Raw genomic sequence first — 24,852 nt, 5'->3', positions numbered from 1 at the left:
CTATGCGTAGAAGAATACGTACTGCCTCGAACTTGCCGACGAGGTGCTCGATCCACGGCAATACATCGCACTTGAATTTCCGACTGATTCTCCTTGATCGGAACACATTGTCCCGCGCCGCGCCCGGAGTGATTGCATGTGTTTCAAGAAGTTTGCGTGCAATGTCACCGACTTAGAGGTTTGGCGCTCGGTGGCAGTATTCCTGCTTGGGTACCACCTCAAAGGCGAGCCGCACAATTCATGTGACGGATGGAACTCAGCTCTAACAGACAGAAGGGAGAAGCCAACATGACGTGCACACGCTGTGGAGGGTTTACGATTCATGATTACTTTTATGGAGCGACGGATTATTTTGCCTGGCAATGTCATGGCTTGCGCTGTGTCAACTGCGGGTCCGTCACGAACATTCATCCCATCGAACAAACGTCCGGCCCCCGATCCGCCTCGCGGCTAAGGCGCGACAGGAGGAAACACACTGCCGTAGGCACCTCAGCCCCAGGGCGGTGATATCCGATTCAGTACACGAAGGAGTCGGATACTGAAGGACGAAGCCGGAGGGGTTGGTTTCGCGCGATCTTCGCGAGAGCACAATCGCAACACGCCCGCTCTCATCAAGCGCGAGACCAACCCCTCCGGCACAGGTCGAGAAATATATCGCATAGCATTCCTGATAACGTATAGTCTGCTCAAACCCGGCGACTAAACCTACTGGTGCAACCCCTAGTAAATTGTGTTTCTCTCTTTGCCGTTCGTCGGTAGTAGACGTCCAACCAGCACGCCGTTCGATATCGATGTCCGTCGACCACGCCTTCGATTTGCCAAGCCGACCTGCAGAGAGCTTTCAGCAGCTGTTCTTCAAGTCGAGCCCACCATCGAGTGGTCGGCGTGGAGGAAGTCATCAAGGTGTCCGGATATACCGCTTCCCGCCGGAAACCGTGGTGAGCGACTAAACGATCGAGACTATTCACGTCATAACCGTGTAGATAGGGAAAGCTCAGGAGATTGTTCCACGCGAGCAGAGGGTACAGCACACGTTGCATCCATCGATGCCGCGTTGCCAGGGAAATAGACATACGATAACAAGTCCCATGGGGAATGCGAATCACGAGCAAACCTCTGCTTTTCAGGCTATCGGCTGCCGACGCCAACAGGGCATAGGGATCCGGCAATTGGTCGAACGTGTTCCAGACCATGATGCCATCCAATTCGCCGGGACGCAGTGGAGCGTTTTCAATCGTGCCTCGATAGACCGGCAATTTGTATTCGGAGCAAAAATCAGTGACCGTTTCACCGGGATCCACACCGGTAATGCTCCAGCCCTCTTCCCGCGCAGCCGCCAGGAAACCGCCGACGAAACTGCCGACCTCCACCAGCCGCGGACGATGTTTTTCCGCGAGCCACGACCGCACCACGGGAATCTTCGTGCGGGCCCACCTGAGCTGCGTGTTGAATTCCTGTCGCAAATGATCCCGGTCATATTGATCTGAGGCGTAGGCTTGCATCACGGAATTAGCTCGAGGATGTGGATTGCGACAAATCAGCCCGCATCTTCTGCAGGCAACGATGTGCGTGTCGTAATCCTGGGTAAATCGACTTCTGTCCATGAGTGCTTCTGAGCCGTGATGTGTGTCAGGTGGATTCCGCAGTCGTTGTCGATGGAATGCCGTCAGATAACGGCGCTGGTCGGCCATGTTCTCGCGTGAACTGATCATGCTGAAACTGGTCGATCTACACAGAAGACAGGGGGTATAGACGTGCGTCTGTTCGCTGAGCCGGACAGGAGATGGAGCCGTGGAGGTATCGAGACAAGACATTGGGGACGTGCCGGTTTAGCCGGTTTATGATTGCGGACTTATCTTCGTGCATTCGTAGGATCGTCCCCATCATATCGAGGTCTCGCGTGGCGTTCGACTAGGCGGCACCCTTGCCGTCATGGTGTTTATTCACGCAGCTTATCCGTAGGAAACGCTCTCGCGTCCACAGCCTGCTAGGGTCGTTCCCAGTGGTTGTGTCGGGTACCGAAGCTATAATCGCGTTGGGTTAGTCATCTCCATGGTAAAGGAGGGAACCGATGAGTATCACGCTCAATCATTCAGCTTTACAGCCATCGGAACCAATCGTATCCATCATGGAGGATCGAGCATTGGCCGATGTGATCAGGCATACGGTGATGGCCGGACAAGAATGTTGTCTCGAATCGCTCTTGAAAGCCCACCCCGGTTTTACTTGGAATCAGGTGTTTCTTGAAGTGGATCGCATGAGCCGTAGCGGTGAGTTGCTGCTCAAACGAACTCCATCCGGTGAATACCACGTGACTGTCCCTGGACCATCCGCCACGGAATGCGGCCAAGCCGCCTGATTTTTCCGGCCAGGTATTTGGCGGTGAAGGAATCCAATGATTGATTTTCTCTTCATGTTTTTGCCCAAGCGCGAGAGAGCCGGTCGGGGTTGGATCCTGGCCCCGGTGGTAATGTGCGCGGTGATGATCATGGTTGCAGATTTCATAGGGCACCGCGCACATGCCGATGGCTTAGTGGCCGCCGACGATCAGGGCGCGTCGCAGTCGCCGGATCAGCACACGGTAACGGGGGTCCTGAGCAACTTGGATTTTAAATCCAGGAAAGGCATGCTCAAGACTGATCTCGGGAAGCCGATGTTTTTTGATTTCACCAGACCTGACCTTTTCCAGAATATTTCCGTCGGGCAGCGCGTGAGTATTGTGTTGAATGAACAGGGTCAAGCGGTGAAGGTCATGGAAACTCCGCCCGCGGAAGTCCTACCTCCGGGCGCTCAGTGATAAGGAACAACTGGCCGGATTAGTGTGGCACGCCCTCAACGGGTCTGGGTGATCATCCGTGGACGTGCGACGCTCTTACTCCGAACCACAGACCCATTCCAGGCAACACGTCGAAGCATCGCGTCGGATACGGACAAAACGATGACGCGGTTGCCGTCGCCCTCTGTTCTTTCTTGATGCGTCTTCAGGGGAGGATTGTGGTGATCGTCCAGGCCCGCACCGCAGACAACAGCAGCATCGTAACAAAGATGGTTTGTCCACCTCAAGACAGCATGTCTGCTCGGTGAGGGTCGATTCTGGTCCCCCACAGCGCGAATGACCCCAGTATTCGTTTAAAAGTTCTGTGACTCTGAAATGATCGCAAGAGGTCCATATCTTGCTCTTTTTAGATCTCTATCGTGTCTTGCCCAAAACCGTTTTTTCATCCAAGGAGGATTTGTATGAAGATGCGACAGACATGCGCGTACATGATGATCGTAGGCGGAGTGATGTTATTCTCCGGGGGACCATCCTGGGCTGAACAATCGACCAGTGGAACCCCTTCCGGGGGCGCCATGAGAAGTGGATCAGGAACCGGATCGGAAAATGCCGGTAGCCCCAGTGGGACTATAAGGCCGGATCAAAGACATGGTATTGATGGCCGATCCGACGTACCGAAAACAGGCGGTGACCCGACGATGGGAGGGTCAGGAAGAATGGCAGATCCTGGTACAAACACTCAGAGAAAAGGATCGAGCGGGGGGAGTGGCTCCGGCTCGGGATTCGGTTCGGGATCCGGTTCGGGCGGCATGGGTTCATCCGGTGGAACGGGGGCCTCGAGCGGAGGAGGCGGTTATTAGGAAAGGTTGTCCTGTCCGGTTCTACACACCTTGGTGAGGCGGGGAGACACGCGTCTCCCGCCTCGCATAATTCCCTTCTCTCAAGTTTTTAAGGGAGGACCTATGCCAAAGCACGATTCAGTCACAGCCAATCCTAGACCTCCGTCCAAAACGAATCCTTCCGCTGACGCGCTTGTAATGTTGAAAGAAGATCACCGTCGAGTTGAGTCGCTCTTCGAGCGGTTCCTGAACGGAGAGAATGGAAAGAAACCTCATATCGCAGAGCAGCTGTTTCAAGAACTTGAAGTACACAGTACCTTGGAAGAGGAACTCTTCTATCCGGCTCTTCAAAATCCGGCTGAAATTGAAGAATTTGAAGCGGCCGATGAGGACACGCAGTTCAGCGAAGAAAAGACGATGCACACCCCTGAGCTCGATGAGACAGGGGAGGTGGAGGCGGGACGTGGGGAAGGCAGCGATAGCTCTGAAGAAATGACCAACAATATGATCACCTCCGCATTCGATGAGCATCGGGTGATACGCGCCCTCATCGCTCAGCTCAGACAGAAAGACGCGTTGAGCCAAGAATTCCGGCAGAGAATGACGGAGTTACAGCAGACGGTGGCGAACCATGTTTTCGAGGAAGAGGATGAGCTCTTCGCTGAAGCTCAGCTGACCATGGATACGAAAACGCTCGGCAGGCAGATGCAGCAACGGAAGCAAGAACTTCTTTCCGCTGCCGTCTGATCCATCCGACGTAGGTTCAGCGGGCTCGGCACTCAGCGAGTAAACCGAAGAGGTCGTCGATTCGTTGGTGGGCTCGCGGTTTCGTGATTTATGGGGATTTTCCCAGTTGGTCTGCACGGCGCGTATAGTATGCTCAAGTTAACGGAACTTGTAATGGAAACGTTGTGAACACATAACGGAAACGTTATAAGACGCAATGTAAAAATTATAAGTTCCGGGAAGCTCCGCTTTCGAATGAAAGCGGAGCTTTTTTATTTTTCTTCAAGAGTCATAACCGGAGTAGCAGGGATACGGTGAGACGATGACGGGACTGACCTGAGCTGTTTCAGATTGTTTGAGGCGAGAGGGCCGTGTAATCGGGTTTTTAGGCGTCGGGAGAGGGGTAGGCGAGTGTTGTTCGGGTTTTGCAGTTCACAAGTTTGCTTCCTCGCCCTCAGCTCCGCGCGCTCCCAGCGATCCGTCCAACCAATGGTCCACATCGGCGAGAAGAATCATGGAGACGGCTTCGAGCATGTTCGCAGCGATAAAGTTTGGCCAGCGCCGCTCGGTCATGTTCCAGTTGGTTTCCTGACCGTTCGCCAAGAGGATCGTTCGGCATTCAGCCAACTGTCCTGCTTCCACAACGTCCAAGACATCACCGATCATCCAGGACCGTTGCAGGTCGACGTTGAATTCGACGGCGGCGTGAATCAAGAGCCCGGGGTGTGGTTTGCGGCAGCGGCATTCATGCGCAAATGCCGCCATTTTGCCTTGGGGATGGTGCGGACAGTGATAAAAATTAAGCAGCGGTACGCCCAACATGGCCAGATTGATTCGAAATGTGAATTCTTCATCAAAGATCGTGTCCCGCGTAAATCTTCCCGGCGCGGCCTCATCTTCTTGAGTGACCACGATAAGGGCATAGCCGGCCAAGTATAATAACCGCAGCCCTTCGATGGTGTCTGGTAGCCATTCGCCAAGTCCCTCGCGCAGACGGCACGGATGGTTCATGTTCAGCAAGCCGTCCTTATCGAGAAATACGGCTTTGGTGGTTCGGGCCATGAAGGTTCCTTCGTAGATCGGTCATGCGACGGCAAGGGGTATGTTGCCGCTTGATGATCGATTCTCTTGTTCTAATTCTATTGCTGCAAATGTTAGACCCGCTGAAGTCCGATCGCGCATGTCAACCGTTAGACGACTGAATGCCGATTATCGGTCGGTTCTGATTCAGAGAAACGAAGTGTGATGTGGTAGAGGCAAAGGGGAACGAATGGAGCAACCTGTCGCCTTCAGGACAGGTTGTCATGTGGAATCAAACCACACGATGACATTCCCTTTTCGAGAAGCTCAGATTGAACGGATTTTTACAGCAATAGTACGAAACGCTACTCAAGGAAAATGGTGATGTCCCCAATCACGAGGAATTCCTGGTGATATCTTGTGGCATCCCTGATGCCTCCGTAACTCTCTTCCCACGGGGATACCTAGGTGGTCCTCCAGTACTGTTCGTCAGCTCGGCATTGCTAGGATACATAATGGAGGTTCGCTGGTTGTCGCTACGACTCGCTCCCCCCGTTACCCTCTTGAGGGCAAAGGAACAGCCGCACGTTATTGAATCCCATTTCACCGCTGATCAGATCGGCATCAAGATAAGTTTTGCGAGCACTCATGTCTGTATCGGGAGAGGACTCAGGACAACTGCCTAACCAAGGAGAACGCATGCAACGAAGCGCCTCGGCACAATGGATGGGAAATCTCAAAACCGGCAAGGGGCTTTTGTCCACGGAAAGCGGCGCCCTATCGGACAATCAGTATTCCTTCGGCAGCCGGTTCCAGCGCGGCAACGGTACAAATCCGGAAGAATTTCTCGCCGCGGCCCATGCCGGTTGTTTCACAATGGCATTGTCCGCGCAGCTCGAGCAGGCAGGGTTTCCGGCTGAGCGGTTGGACACGACCGCAACGGTGAACATCGAACAGGTCGAGGCTGATTGGAGGATAACGAGCATTCACTTGAATGTGCGAGGGAAGATCTCACATGGAGACCAGGCGATCTGGGATCAAGCAACCGCGGCTGCCAAGAGCGGCTGCCCGATCTCGCAACTCCTCAACACCATTATTACAATGGACGCCAAACTCGAAGTGTAATATTCATCACATGCGCCGTTGGGATGGGGGCACCGTCCATGGAAGTAGGCATGCAGTCGGGCGAGCGCAAACACGGATGCACTGTGATGTGAAGAGGCCGGAGTAATGAGACGTGACAAGAGGAATCGATGCCCATGACTCGGTCGGAGAAATCAATGCTTCACATGACCATCGGGCTTGCTGCCGTATCGTTTGCCGTTTCCCTCTGGGTTGCCGGCGTACAGGCCGCAGGGCCTGGCATCAAGGCCAATGCCGAGCCCTTTCTCAAGAAAGCCGCGGAAGCGCAGTTGGTCGAAATCGCATTGGGTCTACTCGTGACTCAACATGCGGTGAATGATCGCGTGAAAGAGTTCGCCACGCAAATGGCGGATGAACACATGAACATCAGTCGACAGCTCGAAGAACTGGCCTCCAAGAAGGGGGTGACGCTTCCTCCGGGGATAAATCCGGAACACAAGCAGAGAATGGATGAACTCTCTCATCTGTCCGGACATGCGTTTGATCGCACGTACCTGTCATATGTCATTCAACATCATGAGAACAACGTCGAAGAGTTTGGCCTGGATGCAAAGACGTTGGAAGACTTAGATGCCAAGCAATGGATTGCCTCGATCTTGCCCAGAATACAGACCCATCGGGAAAAGGCACTCTCGCTCAAGAACTCGTTGCAGACAACCCCCTACAAATGACCCACTCGCGCAGACCTCATCTATGCGTCATCTTGGCTCTGTAACCGCTTTGCATAAGGCTCGGGGTCCAGCTGAAACGTCTCGTGACAGTTCGCGTTACAAAAATAATATCGATGTTGCAGATAATCTTCGGACTCGACTGCCTCATCCGGGTCGAGCTCCATCAAACACACCGGGTCTTTCACTTTTTTGGATGTTTGCATGACGTGGCTCCTCCTCATCGCAACAAAACCTGATTTGTCATTATCGCAACTCGATCCACAAAGGCACTAGGTCTCTCTCTAGCCCGCATTATTCATGAACGCTTCTACTACAACCGCCTATGGTCGATGCCGGCACACCGACATGGAGGGTTCTCTGGTGGCCCGAATTCCAACAACTGTGGAATAGGCGGGCGTGGAAGGGGAGGGGACGGCGATGGATCAGGGAGAGGCGGCTGCGGAGAAGGAAAAGGATTGGGATCAGGCGGCATAGGATCCGGATCCGGGCGTTCGATAGTCCTCATACTGCTGCGCCACGTCATCGCCGACATAGAGATCTTAGTAGCAAACGGTCCCTTCATGCACACCTGGTTGGTTCCCTAGGCGAAGAGTGGTCCACGTTTGTAGTTTGTCGAAACAGGAAGTTCATGAAGTCGGTCCATCATATTCCTTCCATTTTCCTTCCAGGGAAGTGCCTAGTTGATCAGCATCACCTAGGATGTTGAACATTAAGAAAGTAAAGGACCTGTGGTCCTCGAATAGCAGCATCGGATCGTCAAACGGCAAAAGAGCGGGCAAACGGTACAGAGACAAGGCGCTTGTTCGAGGCCTTCACTCGAACTGAACCTTCCCCTCAAGGAGGAGCCAGTCGTGCATCGCGCAGTACTCACGTGGTTGGTGGTCAGTCTGTTGTCGTCGTTGCCTCCGGCATTGGCGAAGGAGCCAACGATAAAGAAGCCCGTGGACCCAAAGGTCATGATGGATACCTATCAAAAACTGGCCACGCCTGGAGCGCCGCATAAACACCTGGCGAGTCTCGCGGGCACGTGGACGACGCAGACGAAAGAATGGATGGAACCCGGCAAGCCGCCGACGGAATCCACGGGCACGTGCGAATATAAAGCGCTGCTCGGCGGCCGTTATATGCAGCAGGATTGCACGGGCACGATGAGGGGGCATGCCTTTACGGGCATCGGCGTGCAGGGCTATGACAATTTCACTAAAAAATATATGACGACGTGGATCGATTCATTGGGAACCGGCATCTTCTCTATGGAAAGCAAGGCCGGTGCTGACGGAAAGACCATCACCTTGCACGGTAATCTTGCGGATCCATTCGACGGCACCCTGAAGCAGCGCGCCGTCTGGAAGTTCCCTGACGCCAACACTCAAATTCTCGAGATGTATGGGCCGCACGGGAACGGCAACGAGATATTGATGATGGAGATCACGTACACCAGGAAACAGTAACCCAAATTTCCACGGGACTTCTTTCAAATCCGACTACTGCTCGCCCGAATGGATTATGTAGCCGTCATGCGATTCCATTGGACGTTCATGAGGTCTCAAAGGATGGTTCGTTGATGGCCTGAACGGATTACCATGATGACCGAGCGCATGCGTCTCGAACTTTTGAGCGCGCGAGACGGCTTGGATATCGCCAGGCAATGGGCACTGTCCACCGCGAATCTCTATCAACAGGCCGTCGACACTCCACTGCATTTCGCCTCACAGTCGGAATGGAGGCCGCGCTTTGAGCGAGCCATAGGTGAACTGACTTTGTTTTCACAGACCGGCATTGTTCAGGAAACGGCGGATTGATCGACGACGGACAGGCAGATGCAGGCGCATGAGGTCATCATCATTGGAGGGGGATTGGCGGGACTGTCCGCGGCCATTTACCTCGGTCGTAGCCGGCGCGAGACGCTGCTGGTCCACACCAAGCGGTCCATGGCCAAATGGGAGGCGGATGTCCAGAACTATCTGGGTTTTCCGGAGGGGATCGACGGCGAGGATCTTCTCGCGCGAGGGATGGAACAGGTCGTTCGTTTCGGCGTCACGGTGATAGAAGACGACATCCGCTCATTGAGCCGGGATGGCGATTCATTCTGTCTCAGGGGAGCAAGCTCTGCTTATCGCGCCCGGCGCGTGCTCCTCGCCACCGGCTTGACGCATCTTCCACCCGAGATTCCCGGCGTGAAGGAGTGTCTGGGACAGAGTCTGTTTTTCTGCAAGGATTGCGACGCTTTTCGCGTGCAAGGCAAAAAGATCGTCATCATCGGGGTGAACAATGAAGCGGCGGATTATGCGCTCGCCATGCTGCTGTTCACACCGAATGTGATGATCTGCACGAACGGACGACACTTTCGATGGGATACGGACCATGCGGGATGGCTGGAAGAATATGAAGTGCCGATCCGGCACGATCGTATCCGTTCCGTACTGCACAATAACGGACAGCTGACGGCCCTCATTTTTGAACAGGGTAGTCGCGTGACTGTCGACGGGGCGTTCACGACACGAGGCGATATCTATCACAATAGTCTGGCGGAATGCGCCGGAGCGATGCTGGACGAAGACGGCCAAGTCATCGTCGACCACTATTTACAGACGACCGTGCCGGGGCTCTATGCGGCGGGATGCGTGACTCCGGCGAACTGCCAGATGATCATCGCCGCCGGACAAGGCGCCACGGCGGGCCAAGCGATCAATCGAGATCTATTCGACGATAGCTTGAAGCGGCATGCATTGCCGCGTGTCGGGGATAAGCGCGCAATTTGGCCCATGACATGGTAATCATGCAGGGAGCAATGGATCGGCATGATGATAAGGGGATCGGGCGATTCTGACATGTTGCCTGTTCAAACCGCTTACGATCAGTGGGCGGACGAATACGATGACGCGGATCCGACCACGGCTCTCGACGAACCGTTCGTGCTGTCCATGCTCGAACCGTTTGATGGATGTCGGATCCTGGATCTGGGTTGCGGGACTGGTCGATACGCGCGTCGAATCGCCGACCCGACCGTGCAAGTCGTGGGTCTCGACTTGTCGCGCGCCATGCTCGCTCGCGCGAGAAGGACTCTACCCATGCCGTCACCCGTTTGCTTCGTCCAGGCCTCGATCGAACAATTGCCTTTGGCGCCGAATTCATTCGACCGAGTGATTGCCGGTTTGGTGTTGGATCATGTCCACGATCTCCGGGCTTTCTTCCAAGAGACCGCCGCGGCGCTGCGGCCCGGCGGCAGATTCATCGTCTCGGCGGTACACCCGGAAATGCAGCGCCTCACCGGATCGACCGTCCGATTCACGGCCGGAGGACGGAACTATGCCATGGCTGGAACCATACATGCGGTTGATTCCATGACAGCGGCCGCGCGAGCCGCCGGCTTGACGCTCCACTGTCTTCAGGAGCCACGCATCGATCACGCGCTGATCGCTCGCCATCCCGGCTGGATCATGAAAGTGGGGTGCTCGGCATTGGTGCTGTTCGCGGCTCAAAAATCTCCACTCCTCTCGCGTTAGCCTGTAGATCGGCGTCTTCAACCGATGAAAGCGGAAGTCGTCGCACTAGGGGTCTGCCTAGTAGGCCTGCCGGGTACGAATCGCCTATGGTGCTTCCGGTTCCCTATTAGCGAGGATGTGGCAAACAGCCCAAGCGCACCCTTTCCGGGTGGAGGCATCGGACCATGCTATCGAGACCACAGTTGTTCGAGAATATGACACAGTCCCTCCATCGCTGGCGCACTCCTTTATGGGCCTTCACCCCGGGCCCTCGCTGGACCTGGGGTGTATTGGTCCTCAGTATCGGTGGAATATTTTTTCTCGACAGTGTGACCCCGCTGGGATTCGTCGTCTGGATGCTCTATCTCTTTCCTTTATGGATCGCCAGCGGCATGTCGGTCCGTCATCCTTCTTCCTTCATATTTATGATAGGCGGCATATGCGCGGGAATGATGTTGTTGGGATTCTGGGTCTCGCCTCTCGGGATCGATCGAACCATCGGATTCACCAATCGACTGATCGGCATACTGGCCGTGGGAATGACGACCTGGTCGTTGCGACAATTGATGGAACAGCGAGAAATACTGCACCGAAGCGAGGCTGAATTGCGGGATTTTGTAGAGGGCGCCGCTATCGGCCTGCACGGGGAAAGCTCCGATGGAACGATTCTCTGGGCCAATCAAGCGGAGTTGGAGTTGCTCGGTTACAGCCGAGAGGAGTATGTGGGCCACTCCATTCGCGAATTCCATGCCGACCCTCTGGTGGTAGAACATATTTTGAATGCGTTGTCCGCCGGTCACACCCTGTACAACTATGAAGCGAAACTCTTGTGCAAGGACGGAACCACTCGCGACGTGTCGATTGTCGCCAATGTCTCATGGAATAAGGGCCGCTTTAATCATTCACGATGTTTTACGCGTGATATTACGTTCATCAAGCAAGCGGAACGGCAACTGGCCCATCTGGCTGCGATCGTGCAGTCCACGGATGATGCCGTGATTTCGTTCTCGCCGGACTCGCGCATTCTCACATGGAACAAGGGGGCGGAGAAATTGTTGGGGTGGACGGAGGCTCAGGCCGTCGGGCAACCCAAATGGCTGTTTGTGCCCGATGTGCGGCTCAAGGAATCGACGGCCCTGATTGAAACCGTGCTGCGAAAGCATATCCCCCAGCATATCGAAACGCAGCGTCTCCGGAAAGATGGGAGCCCGGTGGATGTTTCCATCACCCTCTCTCCGGTGCTACTGAAAGGGCGCTTGTTAGGGGTGTGTGAAACCATGCGGGATATCACCGAGCGCAAACGGGCCGAGCAGGCGCTGCTTGAGGCCAACGAAGAACTTGAGGCGTTCAGTTACACTGTTTCTCATGACCTTCGGGCACCCCTGCGATCCATCAACGGCTTTGTCAAGATTCTCATCGAAGATCACGGTCCCGCGTTGAATGATGAGGCTCGCCGATGCTTGGGCATCATTCACAAGGGAGCTCATCGGATGGGAGAATTGATCGATGATCTGTTGACCTTCTCGCGCTTGTCGCGTTCTCCCATGGAACTGCGTTCCATCGATCCCACGGATATCATCAAAGAAGCCTGGCTCGAGCTCCGGCAGGATCACGAAGGGCGGACGGTCGAGTTCATCGTGAACGATGACCTGCCGCGCTGTCGCGCCGACCGTCGTCTGCTCAAACAGGCGTGGGTCAATCTGCTGTCCAATGCATTGAAATATACCCGTCCCCGCGCACGCGCGCGAATCGAGATCGGTTGGAGCGGAGAGGATCGGCCTTCCAAAGAAGTCGTCTATTGGATTCGCGACAATGGGGTCGGATTCGACCAACGATATGTCCATAAATTGTTCGCGGTGTTCCAGCGGCTGCACCGCGCCGAAGAATTCGAAGGGACCGGGGTGGGGCTGGCGATCGTCCAACGTATCGCGAAGCGCCACGGCGGCCGGGCATGGGCGGAAGGGCGTGTCGACGGCGGCGCAACCTTTTCCATGATGCTCGAGAGAGTCTATGAACACGACGGGGCCGGAATACATCTCAGTGCTGTTGGCGGAAGATAATCCGGATGATGTTGAGCTGACCCTCCGGGTCTTCGAGCAGTATCATTTGGCGAATCATATCCATGTCGTTCGAGACGGCGCCGAGGCGCTGGACTGTCTCTTCAGCACCGGCACGTATGAAAAGCGAGATCTGTGTCGCCAGACAAAACTCATCCTCCTCGATCTCAAGTTGCCGAAAGTCGACGGGCTGGAAGTGTTGCGCCGATGCAAGGCGGACCCTCGCACCAAGTCGATTCCGGTCGTCATTCTGACATCGTCGCGCGAAGAGCAGGATGTGGTGAACAGTTATCAGTTGGGCGTGAATAGTTATATCGTCAAACCGGTGGATTTTCATCAGTTTGTCGAGGCCATTCGGCAGCTGAATTTGTATTGGTTGGTCTTGAACCAGGGCCTGGGGTAATACGGACAAGCGTCCGAGACGCGTTCCGTCAGGGTGGAGGTGATTGTGGGTACGCCGCTGCGCGTGTTGTTGCTCGAAGATGATGAGCATGACGCTGAACTGATGGTGCGTGAGCTCCGGCGAGCCGGGTATGATCCCGATTGCCGGCGGGTGGACTCCGAAGACGCGTACCTTGAACAGCTTCAATGCCCGCCTGATATCATCCTTTCCGACAATGCCATGCCGGGCTTCAGCGCGATGGAGGCGTTGCGTCATCTGCATCTGCGTGACGTGGATCTTCCCTTGATCATTGTCTCCGGGTCCATCGGCGAGGAACAGGCCGTCTCCCTGCTTCGTCACGGCGCCGCGGATTATCTCATGAAGGATAGGCCGGACCGTTTGGGCGCCGCGGTGGCGCAAGCCCTGGAGCAAAAGAGACTGCGGGACGATAATCGAGCGGCGCACCGCGCCCTGCAAGCGAAAACGACCGAGCTGCTTCAGTCTCAGGAGCGACTCCGCGCGTTGGCGAGCGATCTGACGCTGACCGAACAACGAGAGCGGAGAAAGCTCGCTCATGATCTGCATGACTATCTCGCGCAACTCTTGGTTGTGGGTCGCATGAAATTGCGACAAGCTCACAACCAAGTCGGAGAACCGACGACGGTGAAGCGCTTGGAGGAGTTGGATCAGATTCTTGATGATTCATTGACCTATACACGGACGCTGATCGCTGATCTTGCACCACCGAGCCTCCAAGACTTCGGTCTCCTGGAGGCCCTCAAATGGCTCAGAGAACATATGCGAAGCCACGGGCTCTCCGTGACGGTTCGGGCGGAGATCGACCGTATTAACCTGCCGGAGGACCAGGCCGTGCTCCTGTTTCAATCGGTGCGGGAGTTGTTGTTCAATGTGATCAAACATGCCCAAACAAACGCGGCGCTCGTGGTATTGGACACCATGCCGACCGGCGAGCTTCGAATGGCCGTGGAAGATTCCGGCGTCGGCTTCGATGCCGCGGAGCCGGCCGCGCGTGACTCCGGCTCGACTCGATTCGGTCTTTTCAGCGTGAGCGAACGGATGCAGGCCATGGGTGGGCGAATCGAAATGGAATCTTCACCCGGCCGTGGAACCCGAATCTCGATGATTCTGCCGTATTGGCCGAGCAGTGACGACAAACCATCGGTCCTTGCTTCCCATGCCCGTGTGACATCCAACGGAGTCGGTGAAATTCCAGGTTTGAGGACCACGGCTCCATCTGACCGCTTGGAGCCGGGGGATGGAGGACAGAACGAGGAGGAAGCGTCGGGTCAATCAGAAACCAATCGCCAAGATGCCGATGCGCCAAGAGTCCGGGTCATGCTTGTCGATGACCATATCATGGTCCGAAAAGGGATCAAGAGCATGCTCAACAATCTCGAAAGCATTACGGTCATTGGGGAAGCGTCGGACGGCCTAGAGGCGGTGTCGTTGGCGAAACAACTCCGGCCGGACATCGTGATCATGGATGTGAATCTTCCGGTCTTGGATGGGATTGCGGCAACCACTGAGATCACCAAGCAGTGTCCCGAGGTAAGCGTGATCGGACTCTCGGTCCACGAAAATCCACACCTGATAGAAGCCATCATCAGGGCGGGTGCCGTCGCATTCGTCTCCAAAGGGTCCGTGACGGAAGAACTCTATTCAGCCATTGAGCAAGCCATGCGCGTGAAGACGAAAGATGTCTGAAGGATATCTAATGCCCTCGGTCGCGGAGAGATGATGAACAGGCGGGCAAGGAAGACCGCCACGCCTGCTCATCATAATAGTCTGACTAGGTCACAGGGGGACGTCGACCAGTCGCAAAACTCACGACGGCCACGATCAAGAATATGACGAAAAGTATGTACGCGATATTGGTGGCGGTCCCTGCCACACCGGAAAGACCCAATACGCCGGCGATAATCGCGATGACAAAGAATGTGACTGCCCAGCTTAACATTTGTGAACCCTCCCTTTAATGTATGTACACGCGCGGCCGACTCCACAACACCTTATGTTCGAGCTCTACGAGAGCCCTGCATCTAAAAATGCACGTTCAGCCCTATGGTCACCATGTGTCCGTTGTCGTCGAATTTCTTATCATCCAAGCCGGCGCCTTTCGACTCAACTCGTTCGAGCCAGATGTGTCGATAGGTGCTGTCGAGGGAGATATGGTCGGTGAGAAAGAGCTGCACTCCGCCACCCACGTGGCCGCCGAAACGGTGTTGAGTGTCGGAAAATCCGCCCGGACCGTCGACCGAGGTAAAGTACCATCCGCCGCCACCCAAAATGAAAGGCGCCAATCTGGTGGTGCCGATTGGATAAATCAACAGGGATCCCTGCACGGGATAGGTATGGGTTTTGGTGCCGCCTGCGAACTCTTCGCGTCGATAGTCTGCCGATCCCTCGACGGCAACATAATGAGACGGATGGACTCGAACCTGTGCGCCTCCGAACCAACGCTCTTCTCCCTCTTTTGGGTCGAAATAGGTCGCTCTTCCACCGACTGAAAAGAAAGGAATCTCGACCTGTGGTATCCCTGCCCAATTGGTGTCAGCTGCATCGGCTTGCTGAGGACAATACAGCAGACCACTGAGTGCAAGCAGCAGTGCAAAGCGAAATATGAGGCCTGCGCCAACGGGCATGGTTGAATGCATCGACGGCTCCTTCGTTGAAGCTCTGTCTAATATTTTATTCTCGCTTCATTTCGGCTTGGATCGTTCCCGCGTCACAAACCGCTGTCCGCCTCTTCGCTGTATGTTTTCTTTTAACCCACCGCATCGTGCGGAACGACTAGCTTGTTCCCTAGCCCTGACGGATGCTGCTGCGGGAGGAATGATGTTTAGTTGCTGATAATGGGAATTGGAACGCGAGTGCCGCTTCCATAAATTTAAGACCCGCAAGATCTGACTTGACCTGGTTCGCGTTGTGAAGGGCAGCCGAAATGAGAAACCTTCGGCTGGTGTTCGGAAGCACCGCGCTTTTGACTGATGTGGGGAAAGGAAAGGAGTCGTGCGGACGATGCATCCGAACAAGTAGGGAACCCCATATTCTTGGTGGAGCAGACTATAGACTGGACTCAGGCGGAGAACATCGCTCCTCATGATGATAGCTAGGGCTCTGCCTAGTATTGCGAGCAAGAGAACCTATCCATCATGCATAGTAATCCAGTGGGTCACATCGACCTCAGAGCTCTTGCGGTTTCACACCGACAAGTATTGAATAGGAAGCACGAAGAGTGCCGTTGATGGATATGGGTGTCCAATGCATAGTGCGCGTATTCTCATTGCAGATGACCATCCCCTCGTTGTCGAGAGCATCCGGCAATTGTTAGAGCCGATGTTCAGCGTTGTCGGGACGGTCGGAACGGGGCAAGAATTGTTGGCGGCGGCAAAGGAACTTCGCCCTGAAGTGGTCTTACTGGATGTCAACATGCCGGGGATGAGCGGTTTCGAAGCGGCGCGGCAACTTCATCTGAAGCTTCCAAGCGTGAAAATCGTGTTTCTTACCATGCTGGCGGAGGCGATCGCCGTGAGCCAAGGGTTTCGTTCCGGCGCCTCGGGCTATGTGCTCAAACAATCAGCGTCCGATGAACTGTATGCCGCCGTTCAAAGCGTGCTTGCCAATCGACGTTTTTTATCGAGTGGAATTGACCCGGAGGTTCGTGACGCCATTGAATGTGAATGGTCACGACCGGAAGGATATTCGAGCAATTTGACCGGACGTCAACGGCAGATCTTGATCATGCTTGCCAATGGTCGTTCTACGAAGCACATTGCGGAGGATCTCAACATTTCGACGAAAACAGTGGAATTCCACAAGGCCAACATCACCCATAAACTGGGTATTAGAACCACCTCCGATCTCATCCGCTTTGCGCTGGCGGAAGGGATGACCTCGCTCTGATCGATCATCGCCAAAACCCGCAGTTAGTGGATCGAGATCAATCCGTTCGTGATCGCGTATTTCGTCAATTCCGCGGTGGTTCGCAAACCGAGTTGCCGCATGATGCGTGTCTTGTGAAATTCAACGGTTTTGATGGATACATTCAGCACGGCCGCCACTTCTTTCATGGATTTGCCTTCCGCGACCAGTTGCAGTACTTCCCGTTGGCGTAAGCTGAGGTCTTGCGCAAAACCGACCGCTTCGTGAGACACACCGGGCGTCGAAGGATGAACGGCTTGCTCGACGAGACCTTGAGCCACAACAGGAGACACATACGTATTGCCTTTGAGCACTTCATGAATGGCCAATACCAATTCGGACCCGACTGATTGTTTCAAGACATAGCCCGCCACGCCGATACGAAACGCTTCTGTCACGAAGGTCGACTCAGAATGCATGGTCAGAATAATAATCTTGACGGCTGGATTGAGTTTGAGGATCTGCCGCGAAGCATCTAATCCGTTGAGAAGCGGTAGAGAAATATCGACTACAGCCACGTCCGGGGGATTGTCCTGTACGGCTTTCAGCAATGAGCGCCCATCTGCGGCGATTCCCGTCAGTTCGAAATCAGCTTCGAGGAGCTTTTGAAGACCTTCCGCCACTAACACATGGTCGTCCGCGAGCAAGATTTTTGATTTAGCCTCCATTGGTGAGTCGCTCCTTTCGGCAAAAATTAGTCTAACGCCTCCTGCTTCAACGATACAAGTCCGATCGGCTGCTGATTGAGGGGATTCCCTAGCGCTGCTGTGTGGCATTTCTCGATAGAGTTCTTTCACAGCGTATGAAAACTTTCTTGGAAAGGAGCGACCATGCCTCATAAGGGCAACAGGACAAGCAACCGCGGCAACGCGGCAAGAGACGATCAACCAGAATGCCAAAGAAAGCTGATGGAACGCAGGGAAGAGTACGCCGAAGATCACGAACGGGAACATGGATGGACTCCACTTTCAGCGAAGCTCGTGAAAGTGAGTCCCAAGATATGGAACAGAACGAGAGATCATGAAGACAAGACACGAGGCAGGGAAAGAGATTGCCCAACCCAGTGACCGGATAGGTGCTTGCAACGGGTTGTTCTAGGCATAGCACGCAACGTCGAGCAGTGTGTGTGCGTGTTCGCTCTTTCGTACTCACAGAGCGCTGCGCGAACCATCGCGACTCATTTCTACATCGCGTACGGTGTGCTCTTGCGTTAGACCTACGTCGATGCCCCATCCTGCCGAGCCCTTGTCTTCGAGCTTGTTGAACCCCTCCTGGGCTTGTGATTTCAACTCCTCAAGGGCCAAGGGGATCGGAACATTGTTTTGAGGCGACAGAAGCAAGACGGCTCCACATCCAACAAGTGCCCCAGCCAAAAATGAGGCTAAATTATCCATTGCCGGCTCCTTCGTTCGTAATGGCATGATTGCCACTCTATATCATCTTCTGCCATGCATGTGACCGTTTGTATCCATGTGATCGTTTGTATCATTGTCACGTTCCAAGCCGAATCGTCCTAGGGACATACCTAGTTCTCAGCCGTCAATGCCTAGGAACCTTCCTAGTAGATGGACATTATTCAATGCCTTACAGTACACCCTCTTTTTGTGAACCGATGTCGGCCCTCCTCAGTGATATTCGTATTGAGGGGAAACCTTTTAGGCTCCGGTTCGGCACATTGCACAGATCGTTTAAATTGGAAAGATGACGGCGTTCGCCGCAGTCGAGTTTCCCGATAGTTTCCACTTCAGGGGCATGGTTCACGAGGATTCCCGCCGAGTTGCACGCCAGACGTTGGACCGGTACAGTAAGTACTCTACTCACTGCGGAACCGGATCGGTGAGAACTGATGAATCTTCAGAAAATGGGTGTCCCGATCGCGCTATTCAGCTGGTATGTTGTTCTGTCTCTATGGACGGCTTATGCACCGGCCGACCGGGATTTCTGGTTGCTGGCGAGTATTTTGCCGACAGTCTTTGTATTCGTCCTCATTGTGACGCATCGAGCGATTCCTCTCTCTCACACCTCTTACATCTTAATCGCCGTGTTTTTAACGATGCATGCCATTGGAGTCCACTATACCTACGCTCGAGTGCCGGCAGGTGGGTGGATAGAATATGTCTTGCCAGTGAGTCGGAATCATTACGATCGAATCGTACACTTTTGCTTCGGTTTTTTATTGACGTACCCTCTCGAGGAACTGTTGCGTCTTTCGACGGGAGTGCGCGGGTGGCTTCTCTACTATCTCCCTGTCATCACGGTCCTCGGCCTGAGTGGATTGTGGGAAATGATTGAAGCGTGGGTGGCGCAAGCCGTCCATCCGGAGTTAGGCATGACCTATCTTGGTTCGCAGGGCGATATGTGGGATGCGCAGAGAGACATGGCGGCCGCGCTTTACGGGGCTTTGTTTTGTGTGGCGCTTTTGTTGCTCATGCGTCGCATTCGAACCTGGCCTCGACGGTCCGGTGTCGACAGGCTCGCTGATTCTTCTCGTTGAGCTTCTCCATGAGGATCCCGTGTCAAAGACAAGAGTGCTGCAAGGACTGGGAGCTTGGTACACGATTCTTTGGGCTCTATTGGCCATTTCTCCGTACGATCGTCAGGATTGGTTGTTAGAGAATCTCCTGGCGTTGGCAGCGGTGATAGCGCTCCTGGTGTCCCATCGGTGGTTTGAATTTACCACTCCTTCTTACGTTCTCCTCACCGGCTTTTTGACGCTGCATGCCGTCGGTTCCCATTACACCTATGCGGAAGTGCCGTTCGGCCATTGGCTGCAACGCACGTTCGATCTGACAAGGAATCCGTTCGATCGCCTGATCCATTTTTCTTATGGACTGCTCTTGGTCTACCCCCTACATGAACTCCTGGTACGACTAGCGGGTGTCCGAGGCTTGTGGTCTTATTATCTTTCCGTCAGTGGAGTGGTGGCACAAAGCGGATTCTTTGAGTTGATTGAAGCAGTCGTCGCTCACATCGTCAACCCGGAACTAGGGAGTGCATATCTCGGCACACAGGGTGACGAGTGGGACGCGCAAAAGGATATGGGCTCTGCCCTGGCAGGGGCTCTTATCACGATCGTCGCCGTGAGCCTTGGAGAGAGGTATCACTGGCTTCCCGGCATCGACAAGAAAGAAAGTCTTTGTCTACAAGAACATTCCTGACAGATTTCTTCTGTTCCGTCCTTATTCGTCGGTTCTATAAGCAGCGCCGTAAAATCGAGATCATGTTCGGCCGTATCAAGGATAGACGCCGCATCGCCACGCGCTACAGTCCGCTGCGCACATTTTCTTCTCGGAAATTTGCAGTGCCGCAACCGCCACTTCTCCCTCAAAGAATGAGCCTGAGCCTAAGTTCCGATCAAATCGACGATCGCTTGGGTTTTTAGTCGTTTTTTGAACCAGGGCAATTCCTAGGTCAAGGCACGCTGTGGATACTCCAAGATAGGAAGCAGAGGCAGAAGAGACCATTCTGTTTCTTTACACTCATTCATCACAGGAGAGACTTATGATGACATCATCTCAAAAAGTATTCGGTTATCTTTCATGCGGATTTCTGTTGTGGGCAGGGTTCTCGCCGGCCACTGTGGCGTGGTCTTCCGACCAGCTTAATATCGCTCCCTCAGCTATGCTGATCAGCGATTCGATCGGAGATTCGAAGCCTGGAAAAACTGTTAAGGGAGAGGTGGTGCGCGTTGATGGAGACAATTATTTCGTCAAGCAACATGAGGACGGGAAAGTAGTGCGCATGCACGTTGACCGCACGACGAATACGAAGTCGTCCATGAAAGCAAAACCCGGAGACAATATTGAGGCAAAGGTTGACGGTCAAGGTCATGCCATTTCGTTTTTGACCGACCAACCCATCTCTCACTAACGGGGCTGCATGGCTTGGGCATAGCGCTTTGTATTTTAGAAGCGAGCCGATGTGGTGCAGGTTGAATATGTAGGTATGTCAAGTTCCAGATGCAACGGGTGAATCATGATGCCGCGGTGAAGACTTCCAGCGGCGTCACAAGGTCGAGACATTGTCGTGGGCGTGTGTTCAGCCTATTGGATTGGCAGTGGCGTTCAACGCGTGCTGGGTGCAGCACAGATGTTTGCGCACGTGGGCAAGTGCCGCGCAGTCGGCTGTTCGCTGGTGCCGCGCTGGTAGGGCGAGTCCCAGACTCTGTGGTGTTACGGTCGTCAGCGCTCACGTGGGTATAGTTAAAAATCCAAGGTCGCATAAACAGTTGGATTAAGATTTTGCGTGAATTCGACAGCTATTAGCATACGATGATCACAATAGTTCCCCGACGTCCTTCTGGAATCTATTTGGAGTCGACCCATGATGAGGCCTATGGAGTACTTCAAGGTGAAGATCGCTATGTGAAGGACATCATGACGAGAGACGTCATAATCAGCGATGCTTCGCTTTGTCTCAAAGAGGCAGTCCGGACAATAAAAGATAGACAACTATCCATACTAATCATCTGCCTAAAAAACGAGCCGGTTTTAGCAGTAACTCAGTACGATATAGCGCTCAACATGGTAGAGTCCGATGAGCATTCTGCTTTCGCTACTTTTCATGAGATCATCAAAAAACGCGAAGCGGTCAGATGTCATGAGGATGCTCTTCTTGTGGATGCCGTCAGGGCAATGCTGGAACATCATGCTCGCCATATTCCGGTAGTGGACGCAAAAGGCAATGCGGTAGGAGCGCTCTCGTTGATGGATGCAATGGGAGCCATGACGCCGGAAGCCGCAGCCAAGTGGCTAACGAAGATGCGACGAATCTGTTCGAAGGACCGATCTCCGATGCTGAACGGATAGATCTTCGCCGAAAACCGGTAGTGAATTGGGTTACGCCGTCTTCCCAAAAAGAAGACGTGTCCCCCAAGTCCTCAAAAGATTATGAACAGGCTCTGAGACAGTCAAAGGGGTGGGCGTTATTTGGTATCATCTGGAACATGACGGGTCAGAAAAAAATGAGTTTGCCCGGCCACGTGACAATCAAGCCCATCCTCACAGCCGCCAATATTTTATCGACGCAGGAATATGACTTGGATCAAGGATGCCCTTGACGTCGATCACGACAGCTTGTTTCTGATCGCGAAGAGGCTTGAGGAGATCTCCGATACCCATATCGGAAAACCTCTTATGCGCGACGGCAACGACTAATCCATCAAGATCGTTCATTTGTTCCCAGCCGACGAGGTGAATGCCGTACTCTGCCACGGCTTCCTCACTCTCGGCAATCGGATCATACACGAATACCTTGATTCCATATTCACGAAGCTCGGAGATGATGTCGGGCACTTTGCTGTTGCGAAGATCAGGCACGTTTTCCTTAAACGTCAAGCCGAGCACTCCTACCCTGAGTTCGTTCACAGGGCGAGACATGTGGCTGAGTAGCTTCATGGTATGTTCTGCCACAAACTTTCCCATGCCGTTGTTGATGCGACGACCAGAAAGAATCACTTGTGGATGATAGCCCACAGATTCCGCTTTTGATGTCAAATAATAAGGATCCACTCCGATGCAATGGCCGCCGACAAGACCAGGAGAGAACTTGAGGAAGTTCCACTTCGTCCCTGCGGCTTCAAGGACGGATTTAGTATCGATTCCCAGGCGATGAAAAATCAAAGCGAGCTCGTTCATCAATGCGATATTCAGGTCTCGTTGAGTATTTTCGATGACCTTGGCGGCCTCCGCCACCTTGATGCTTGATGCTCGATGAACCCCCGCTTTTACAACTAACGCATATGTGTCCGCAATGATGTCCAGAGATTCAGCGTCCTGTGCCGATACGACCTTGATAATCTTTTCAAGCGTATGTTCCTTATCTCCAGGATTTATTCGTTCCGGCGAGTACCCTACCTTGAACTCTACACCCGCTTTCATTCCGGACGTTCTTTCCAGGATCGGCAGGCAAACCTCCTCAGTCGCACCCGGGTAAACCGTCGACTCATACACCACAATAGTACCTGGAGAGAGGTTCTGCCCGATCAGCTCCGAGGATTTTTGTAAGGCGGTAAGATCCGGCTGCAATGCCTCATTAATGGGAGTCGGAACGGCAACAATAATGAACTTGGCTGTTTTGAGGTCAGACGGTTCGGATGTATATCTTATTTGAGTGGCAGCCAGATCATTTTGTGATACTTCTCCTGTGCGATCGATTCCTTTTTGTAATTCTTCAATTTTCCTTTTATTGATGTCAAAACCAATCACGGGGTCAATTTTCCCAAATGCCACGGCAATTGGAAGGCCCACGTAGCCCAATCCTACAACAGCAATCGATCGCGATTCTTGCTTGTTCATACCGCCCCCCTGGTGACTGACGAAATGGTACAAATGGGACTAACAATGGCAGAAGACGCCTTGGCCGTCAAGGAAAGGCTGACCTTCCTCAATTTCGTAGACGCGTAGATATCTAAGCCACAGCCGCATTTACTTCGCGCTCAGCCGAGGAGTCATAGTCGAGAATCGATTGACGGCGCTGTCGATCATAGAACACCTCGTCACGAGTCACGTAACGCCGATGGGAGACGAACTCGCGCTTGCGTGTCCCGAAAAAACTTTCGACACTGGCATTGTCTCAACAGCTCCCCTTGCGGCTCATGCTGACCGTGATGCCATGCGTGATGGGCGCCATGCAACAGGCCGTGCCGACTCGTTCAGGAATCGATCTGCTTTTGCTTTAATTTCTTCCGTGTATCGCCGTTTGTATTGTTGGTCAGGCTGCCTCCGATTTCATGAAGCTCCTTTGGTGTCTGTGAAATAGAGGGCAGTAACTGTTGTTTCAGACGCTCTTCTCAGAGGACAGGAGAAGAAAGTCCCCAAGCAGCCTCAATAATATCAAAGAGATCTCCGGGTACACGTGTCTGCTAAGTAAACACAATTATAGGCTCCTTCGAAGTTTATGAGTATAAACATAAATAATCACTTTATGTGTACATCATGGAAATACGGAACCCTCTCCACGCATCCAGGACTCCTTCTTCGAAACTCTCTCTTTGGGCGGTGATTTTCAGCAAAAGCCACAAGAATCTCTTCATTTGAACATACACCGGGTAAAACTGTTTTCCGACTTGCAAAGGGCACCTAACTTGCTCATGGCCTGCACGAGCCTAGAAGTTGTAATGCCCGTTCATGGAGGACTCCGACAATGCGCCAGAAGATTCAGCGATTGTTGTTCTTCTCTGTCGGTATGAGCACGCTTGTGTTCGTTTGTGAGTCGATGGTTCCATTGATACAGTCCGCACTAGCGGCGACCGGCTTGGAGAGGGTTACAGCTCAGCAGAACAATTCTCCTGAGAAATCTCAAGACTTTAGCCGGATCGACCGGAGGGGAAGCGCACAAAAGAGCGAGCTGACGAGAGAAGCCACTCCACCACATCGTCTTATTGGGAAGACTACGTCACCTCAAAAGCAAACCGAAATGAGCAATAATGTATCACTACAGTCTTCACCGTCGACTTCACCCAGTACATCGTTCGGATCTGGCGATTCTCAGTCAGGAGTTATGCCTTCCCAATTTTCAAGCCCCAGCACGACTATTTCTCCCGCGCAATCAGGGGGCATCGTTCGGCTAGAAACGCCCGTTATCAAAGTGAGTTCTCCAAGCGTTCAGCAAGGAGACAGCAGCCCGACAATGCCAACTCTTACCGTCAGCCCAGCCGCGGTGACGTTCTCGGGAGTGCAGGGCGGAGCGAATCCCGCGAGCCAGAATGTGATGATCACTTCGAACGGCGATTGGGCGGCCAGTAGCAGTGCGCCCTGGCTGACTCTCAGCCCCTGGGCCGGCATCGGCAACGGCCCCATTGCCGCCAACGT

General features: G+C 53.7%; 27 protein-coding genes and 1 pseudogene. 19 read left to right on the top strand and 9 right to left on the bottom strand.

Annotated features, from left to right (window positions below; all coding sequences use genetic code 11):
- Positions 1-686: 686 nt before the first annotated feature.
- Complete coding sequence (locus COMA2_RS18145) at positions 687-1,502, bottom strand: class I SAM-dependent methyltransferase (RefSeq protein ID WP_245631110.1); 816 nt, start codon at positions 1,500-1,502, stop codon at positions 687-689.
- A gap of 569 nt (positions 1,503-2,071) precedes the next feature.
- On the opposite strand from COMA2_RS18145, the gene COMA2_RS18140 reads away from it, so the two are divergent.
- From COMA2_RS18140 to COMA2_RS18125, 4 genes are all read left to right on the top strand, one after another.
- A complete protein-coding gene (locus tag COMA2_RS18140; protein ID WP_090901811.1) occupies positions 2,072-2,359 on the top strand; it encodes a hypothetical protein in 288 nt (95 codons plus the stop codon).
- A gap of 36 nt (positions 2,360-2,395) precedes the next feature.
- Positions 2,396-2,797, top strand: coding sequence for a hypothetical protein (locus tag COMA2_RS18135; RefSeq protein WP_090901809.1), 402 nt, complete (start codon positions 2,396-2,398; stop codon positions 2,795-2,797).
- A 636-nt stretch (positions 2,798-3,433) separates the two neighbouring features.
- Positions 3,434-3,673: a hypothetical protein gene (locus COMA2_RS18130; RefSeq protein WP_139077484.1), complete on the top strand. Its 240-nt coding sequence runs from the start codon at positions 3,434-3,436 to the stop codon at positions 3,671-3,673.
- A 140-nt stretch (positions 3,674-3,813) separates the two neighbouring features.
- Positions 3,814-4,362, top strand: coding sequence for a hemerythrin domain-containing protein (locus COMA2_RS18125; protein ID WP_090901804.1), 549 nt, complete (start codon positions 3,814-3,816; stop codon positions 4,360-4,362).
- Between the two features lie 411 nt (positions 4,363-4,773).
- On the opposite strand, the gene COMA2_RS18120 is transcribed toward COMA2_RS18125, so the two are convergent.
- The gene (locus COMA2_RS18120; RefSeq protein ID WP_090901801.1) at positions 4,774-5,403 is read right to left on the bottom strand and encodes an HAD-IIIA family hydrolase; all 630 of its coding nucleotides are present in this window, start codon (positions 5,401-5,403) and stop codon (positions 4,774-4,776) included.
- Positions 5,404-6,060: 657 nt separating this feature from the next.
- On the opposite strand from COMA2_RS18120, the gene COMA2_RS18115 reads away from it, so the two are divergent.
- Both COMA2_RS18115 and COMA2_RS18110 read left to right on the top strand, forming a co-directional pair.
- Positions 6,061-6,486 (top strand): OsmC family protein, encoded by a 426-nt coding sequence (locus COMA2_RS18115; protein WP_090901799.1) that lies wholly within the window; start codon positions 6,061-6,063, stop codon positions 6,484-6,486.
- A 134-nt stretch (positions 6,487-6,620) separates the two neighbouring features.
- On the top strand, positions 6,621-7,175 hold the full coding sequence (locus tag COMA2_RS18110; RefSeq protein WP_175304710.1) for a DUF4142 domain-containing protein: 555 nt from the start codon (positions 6,621-6,623) through the stop codon (positions 7,173-7,175).
- A gap of 20 nt (positions 7,176-7,195) precedes the next feature.
- On the opposite strand, the gene COMA2_RS18105 is transcribed toward COMA2_RS18110, so the two are convergent.
- Positions 7,196-7,378, bottom strand: coding sequence for a YHS domain-containing protein (locus COMA2_RS18105; RefSeq protein WP_090901793.1), 183 nt, complete (start codon positions 7,376-7,378; stop codon positions 7,196-7,198).
- 648 nt (positions 7,379-8,026) lie between these two features.
- Between COMA2_RS18105 and COMA2_RS18095 the strand changes: the two genes are divergently transcribed.
- From COMA2_RS18095 to COMA2_RS18065, 7 genes are all read left to right on the top strand, one after another.
- Complete coding sequence (locus COMA2_RS18095; RefSeq protein ID WP_090901789.1) at positions 8,027-8,626, top strand: DUF1579 domain-containing protein; 600 nt, start codon at positions 8,027-8,029, stop codon at positions 8,624-8,626.
- A 132-nt stretch (positions 8,627-8,758) separates the two neighbouring features.
- Complete coding sequence (locus COMA2_RS18090) at positions 8,759-8,977, top strand: hypothetical protein (RefSeq protein ID WP_090901788.1); 219 nt, start codon at positions 8,759-8,761, stop codon at positions 8,975-8,977.
- Between the two features lie 18 nt (positions 8,978-8,995).
- The gene (locus tag COMA2_RS18085) at positions 8,996-9,952 is read left to right on the top strand and encodes an NAD(P)/FAD-dependent oxidoreductase (protein WP_090901786.1); all 957 of its coding nucleotides are present in this window, start codon (positions 8,996-8,998) and stop codon (positions 9,950-9,952) included.
- 54 nt (positions 9,953-10,006) lie between these two features.
- Complete coding sequence (locus COMA2_RS18080; RefSeq protein WP_175304709.1) at positions 10,007-10,681, top strand: class I SAM-dependent methyltransferase; 675 nt, start codon at positions 10,007-10,009, stop codon at positions 10,679-10,681.
- A 164-nt stretch (positions 10,682-10,845) separates the two neighbouring features.
- Positions 10,846-12,720: a sensor histidine kinase gene (locus COMA2_RS18075; RefSeq protein ID WP_090901779.1), complete on the top strand. Its 1,875-nt coding sequence runs from the start codon at positions 10,846-10,848 to the stop codon at positions 12,718-12,720.
- Positions 12,671-13,120, top strand: coding sequence for a response regulator (locus tag COMA2_RS18070; protein ID WP_090901769.1), 450 nt, complete (start codon positions 12,671-12,673; stop codon positions 13,118-13,120). Before COMA2_RS18075 ends, COMA2_RS18070 begins: the two co-directional genes overlap by 50 nt.
- 45 nt (positions 13,121-13,165) lie before the next feature.
- Entirely contained in the window at positions 13,166-14,824 is a 1,659-nt protein-coding gene (locus tag COMA2_RS18065; RefSeq protein WP_090901766.1) for a response regulator, read from the top strand.
- A gap of 85 nt (positions 14,825-14,909) precedes the next feature.
- On the opposite strand, the gene COMA2_RS18060 is transcribed toward COMA2_RS18065, so the two are convergent.
- Entirely contained in the window at positions 14,910-15,077 is a 168-nt protein-coding gene (locus tag COMA2_RS18060) for a DUF1328 domain-containing protein (protein WP_090901763.1), read from the bottom strand.
- A gap of 82 nt (positions 15,078-15,159) precedes the next feature.
- Positions 15,160-15,774: an outer membrane protein gene (locus COMA2_RS18055; RefSeq protein ID WP_090901758.1), complete on the bottom strand. Its 615-nt coding sequence runs from the start codon at positions 15,772-15,774 to the stop codon at positions 15,160-15,162.
- Between the two features lie 607 nt (positions 15,775-16,381).
- Here COMA2_RS18055 and COMA2_RS18050 point away from each other — a divergent pair.
- Positions 16,382-17,023, top strand: a complete 642-nt coding sequence (locus COMA2_RS18050; RefSeq protein WP_090901755.1) for a response regulator — start codon at positions 16,382-16,384, stop codon at positions 17,021-17,023.
- Between the two features lie 23 nt (positions 17,024-17,046).
- Here the strand turns inward: COMA2_RS18050 and COMA2_RS18045 are convergent, their stop codons facing one another.
- Together COMA2_RS18045 and COMA2_RS18035 are read right to left on the bottom strand one after the other, a co-directional pair.
- Positions 17,047-17,709 carry a response regulator gene (locus COMA2_RS18045; protein ID WP_090901752.1) on the bottom strand — a complete coding sequence of 221 codons (663 nt, stop codon included), beginning with the start codon at positions 17,707-17,709 and terminating at the stop codon, positions 17,047-17,049.
- 480 nt (positions 17,710-18,189) lie between these two features.
- Positions 18,190-18,435: a hypothetical protein gene (locus tag COMA2_RS18035; protein WP_090901746.1), complete on the bottom strand. Its 246-nt coding sequence runs from the start codon at positions 18,433-18,435 to the stop codon at positions 18,190-18,192.
- Between the two features lie 452 nt (positions 18,436-18,887).
- On the opposite strand from COMA2_RS18035, the gene COMA2_RS20830 reads away from it, so the two are divergent.
- From COMA2_RS20830 to COMA2_RS18015, 4 genes are all read left to right on the top strand, one after another.
- Entirely contained in the window at positions 18,888-19,535 is a 648-nt protein-coding gene (locus COMA2_RS20830) for a DUF2238 domain-containing protein (protein WP_090901743.1), read from the top strand.
- A gap of 19 nt (positions 19,536-19,554) precedes the next feature.
- Positions 19,555-20,199, top strand: a complete 645-nt coding sequence (locus COMA2_RS18025) for a DUF2238 domain-containing protein (RefSeq protein WP_245631109.1) — start codon at positions 19,555-19,557, stop codon at positions 20,197-20,199.
- Positions 20,200-20,542: 343 nt separating this feature from the next.
- Positions 20,543-20,911 (top strand): hypothetical protein, encoded by a 369-nt coding sequence (locus COMA2_RS18020; RefSeq protein WP_090901737.1) that lies wholly within the window; start codon positions 20,543-20,545, stop codon positions 20,909-20,911.
- A 401-nt stretch (positions 20,912-21,312) separates the two neighbouring features.
- Complete coding sequence (locus COMA2_RS18015) at positions 21,313-21,849, top strand: CBS domain-containing protein (RefSeq protein ID WP_090901734.1); 537 nt, start codon at positions 21,313-21,315, stop codon at positions 21,847-21,849.
- Positions 21,850-22,041: 192 nt separating this feature from the next.
- Here the strand turns inward: COMA2_RS18015 and COMA2_RS18010 are convergent, their stop codons facing one another.
- Together COMA2_RS18010 and COMA2_RS21465 are read right to left on the bottom strand one after the other, a co-directional pair.
- On the bottom strand, positions 22,042-23,337 hold the full coding sequence (locus COMA2_RS18010; RefSeq protein WP_090901731.1) for a nucleotide sugar dehydrogenase: 1,296 nt from the start codon (positions 23,335-23,337) through the stop codon (positions 22,042-22,044).
- 112 nt (positions 23,338-23,449) lie between these two features.
- Positions 23,450-23,656: pseudogene (locus tag COMA2_RS21465) on the bottom strand (IS3 family transposase); the annotation flags it as partial.
- Positions 23,657-24,670: 1,014 nt separating this feature from the next.
- Between COMA2_RS21465 and COMA2_RS18005 the strand changes: the two are divergent.
- The coding region (locus COMA2_RS18005; RefSeq protein WP_139077482.1) for a BACON domain-containing protein at positions 24,671-24,852 on the top strand (182 nt) is incomplete at its 3' end.

The organism is Candidatus Nitrospira nitrificans (assembly GCF_001458775.1).
In the GTDB taxonomy this organism is placed as follows: domain Bacteria; phylum Nitrospirota; class Nitrospiria; order Nitrospirales; family Nitrospiraceae; genus Nitrospira_D; species Nitrospira_D nitrificans.
The sequence above is the reverse complement of the archived record's forward strand: the minus strand, read 5'-3'. Positions and strand labels throughout refer to the sequence as shown.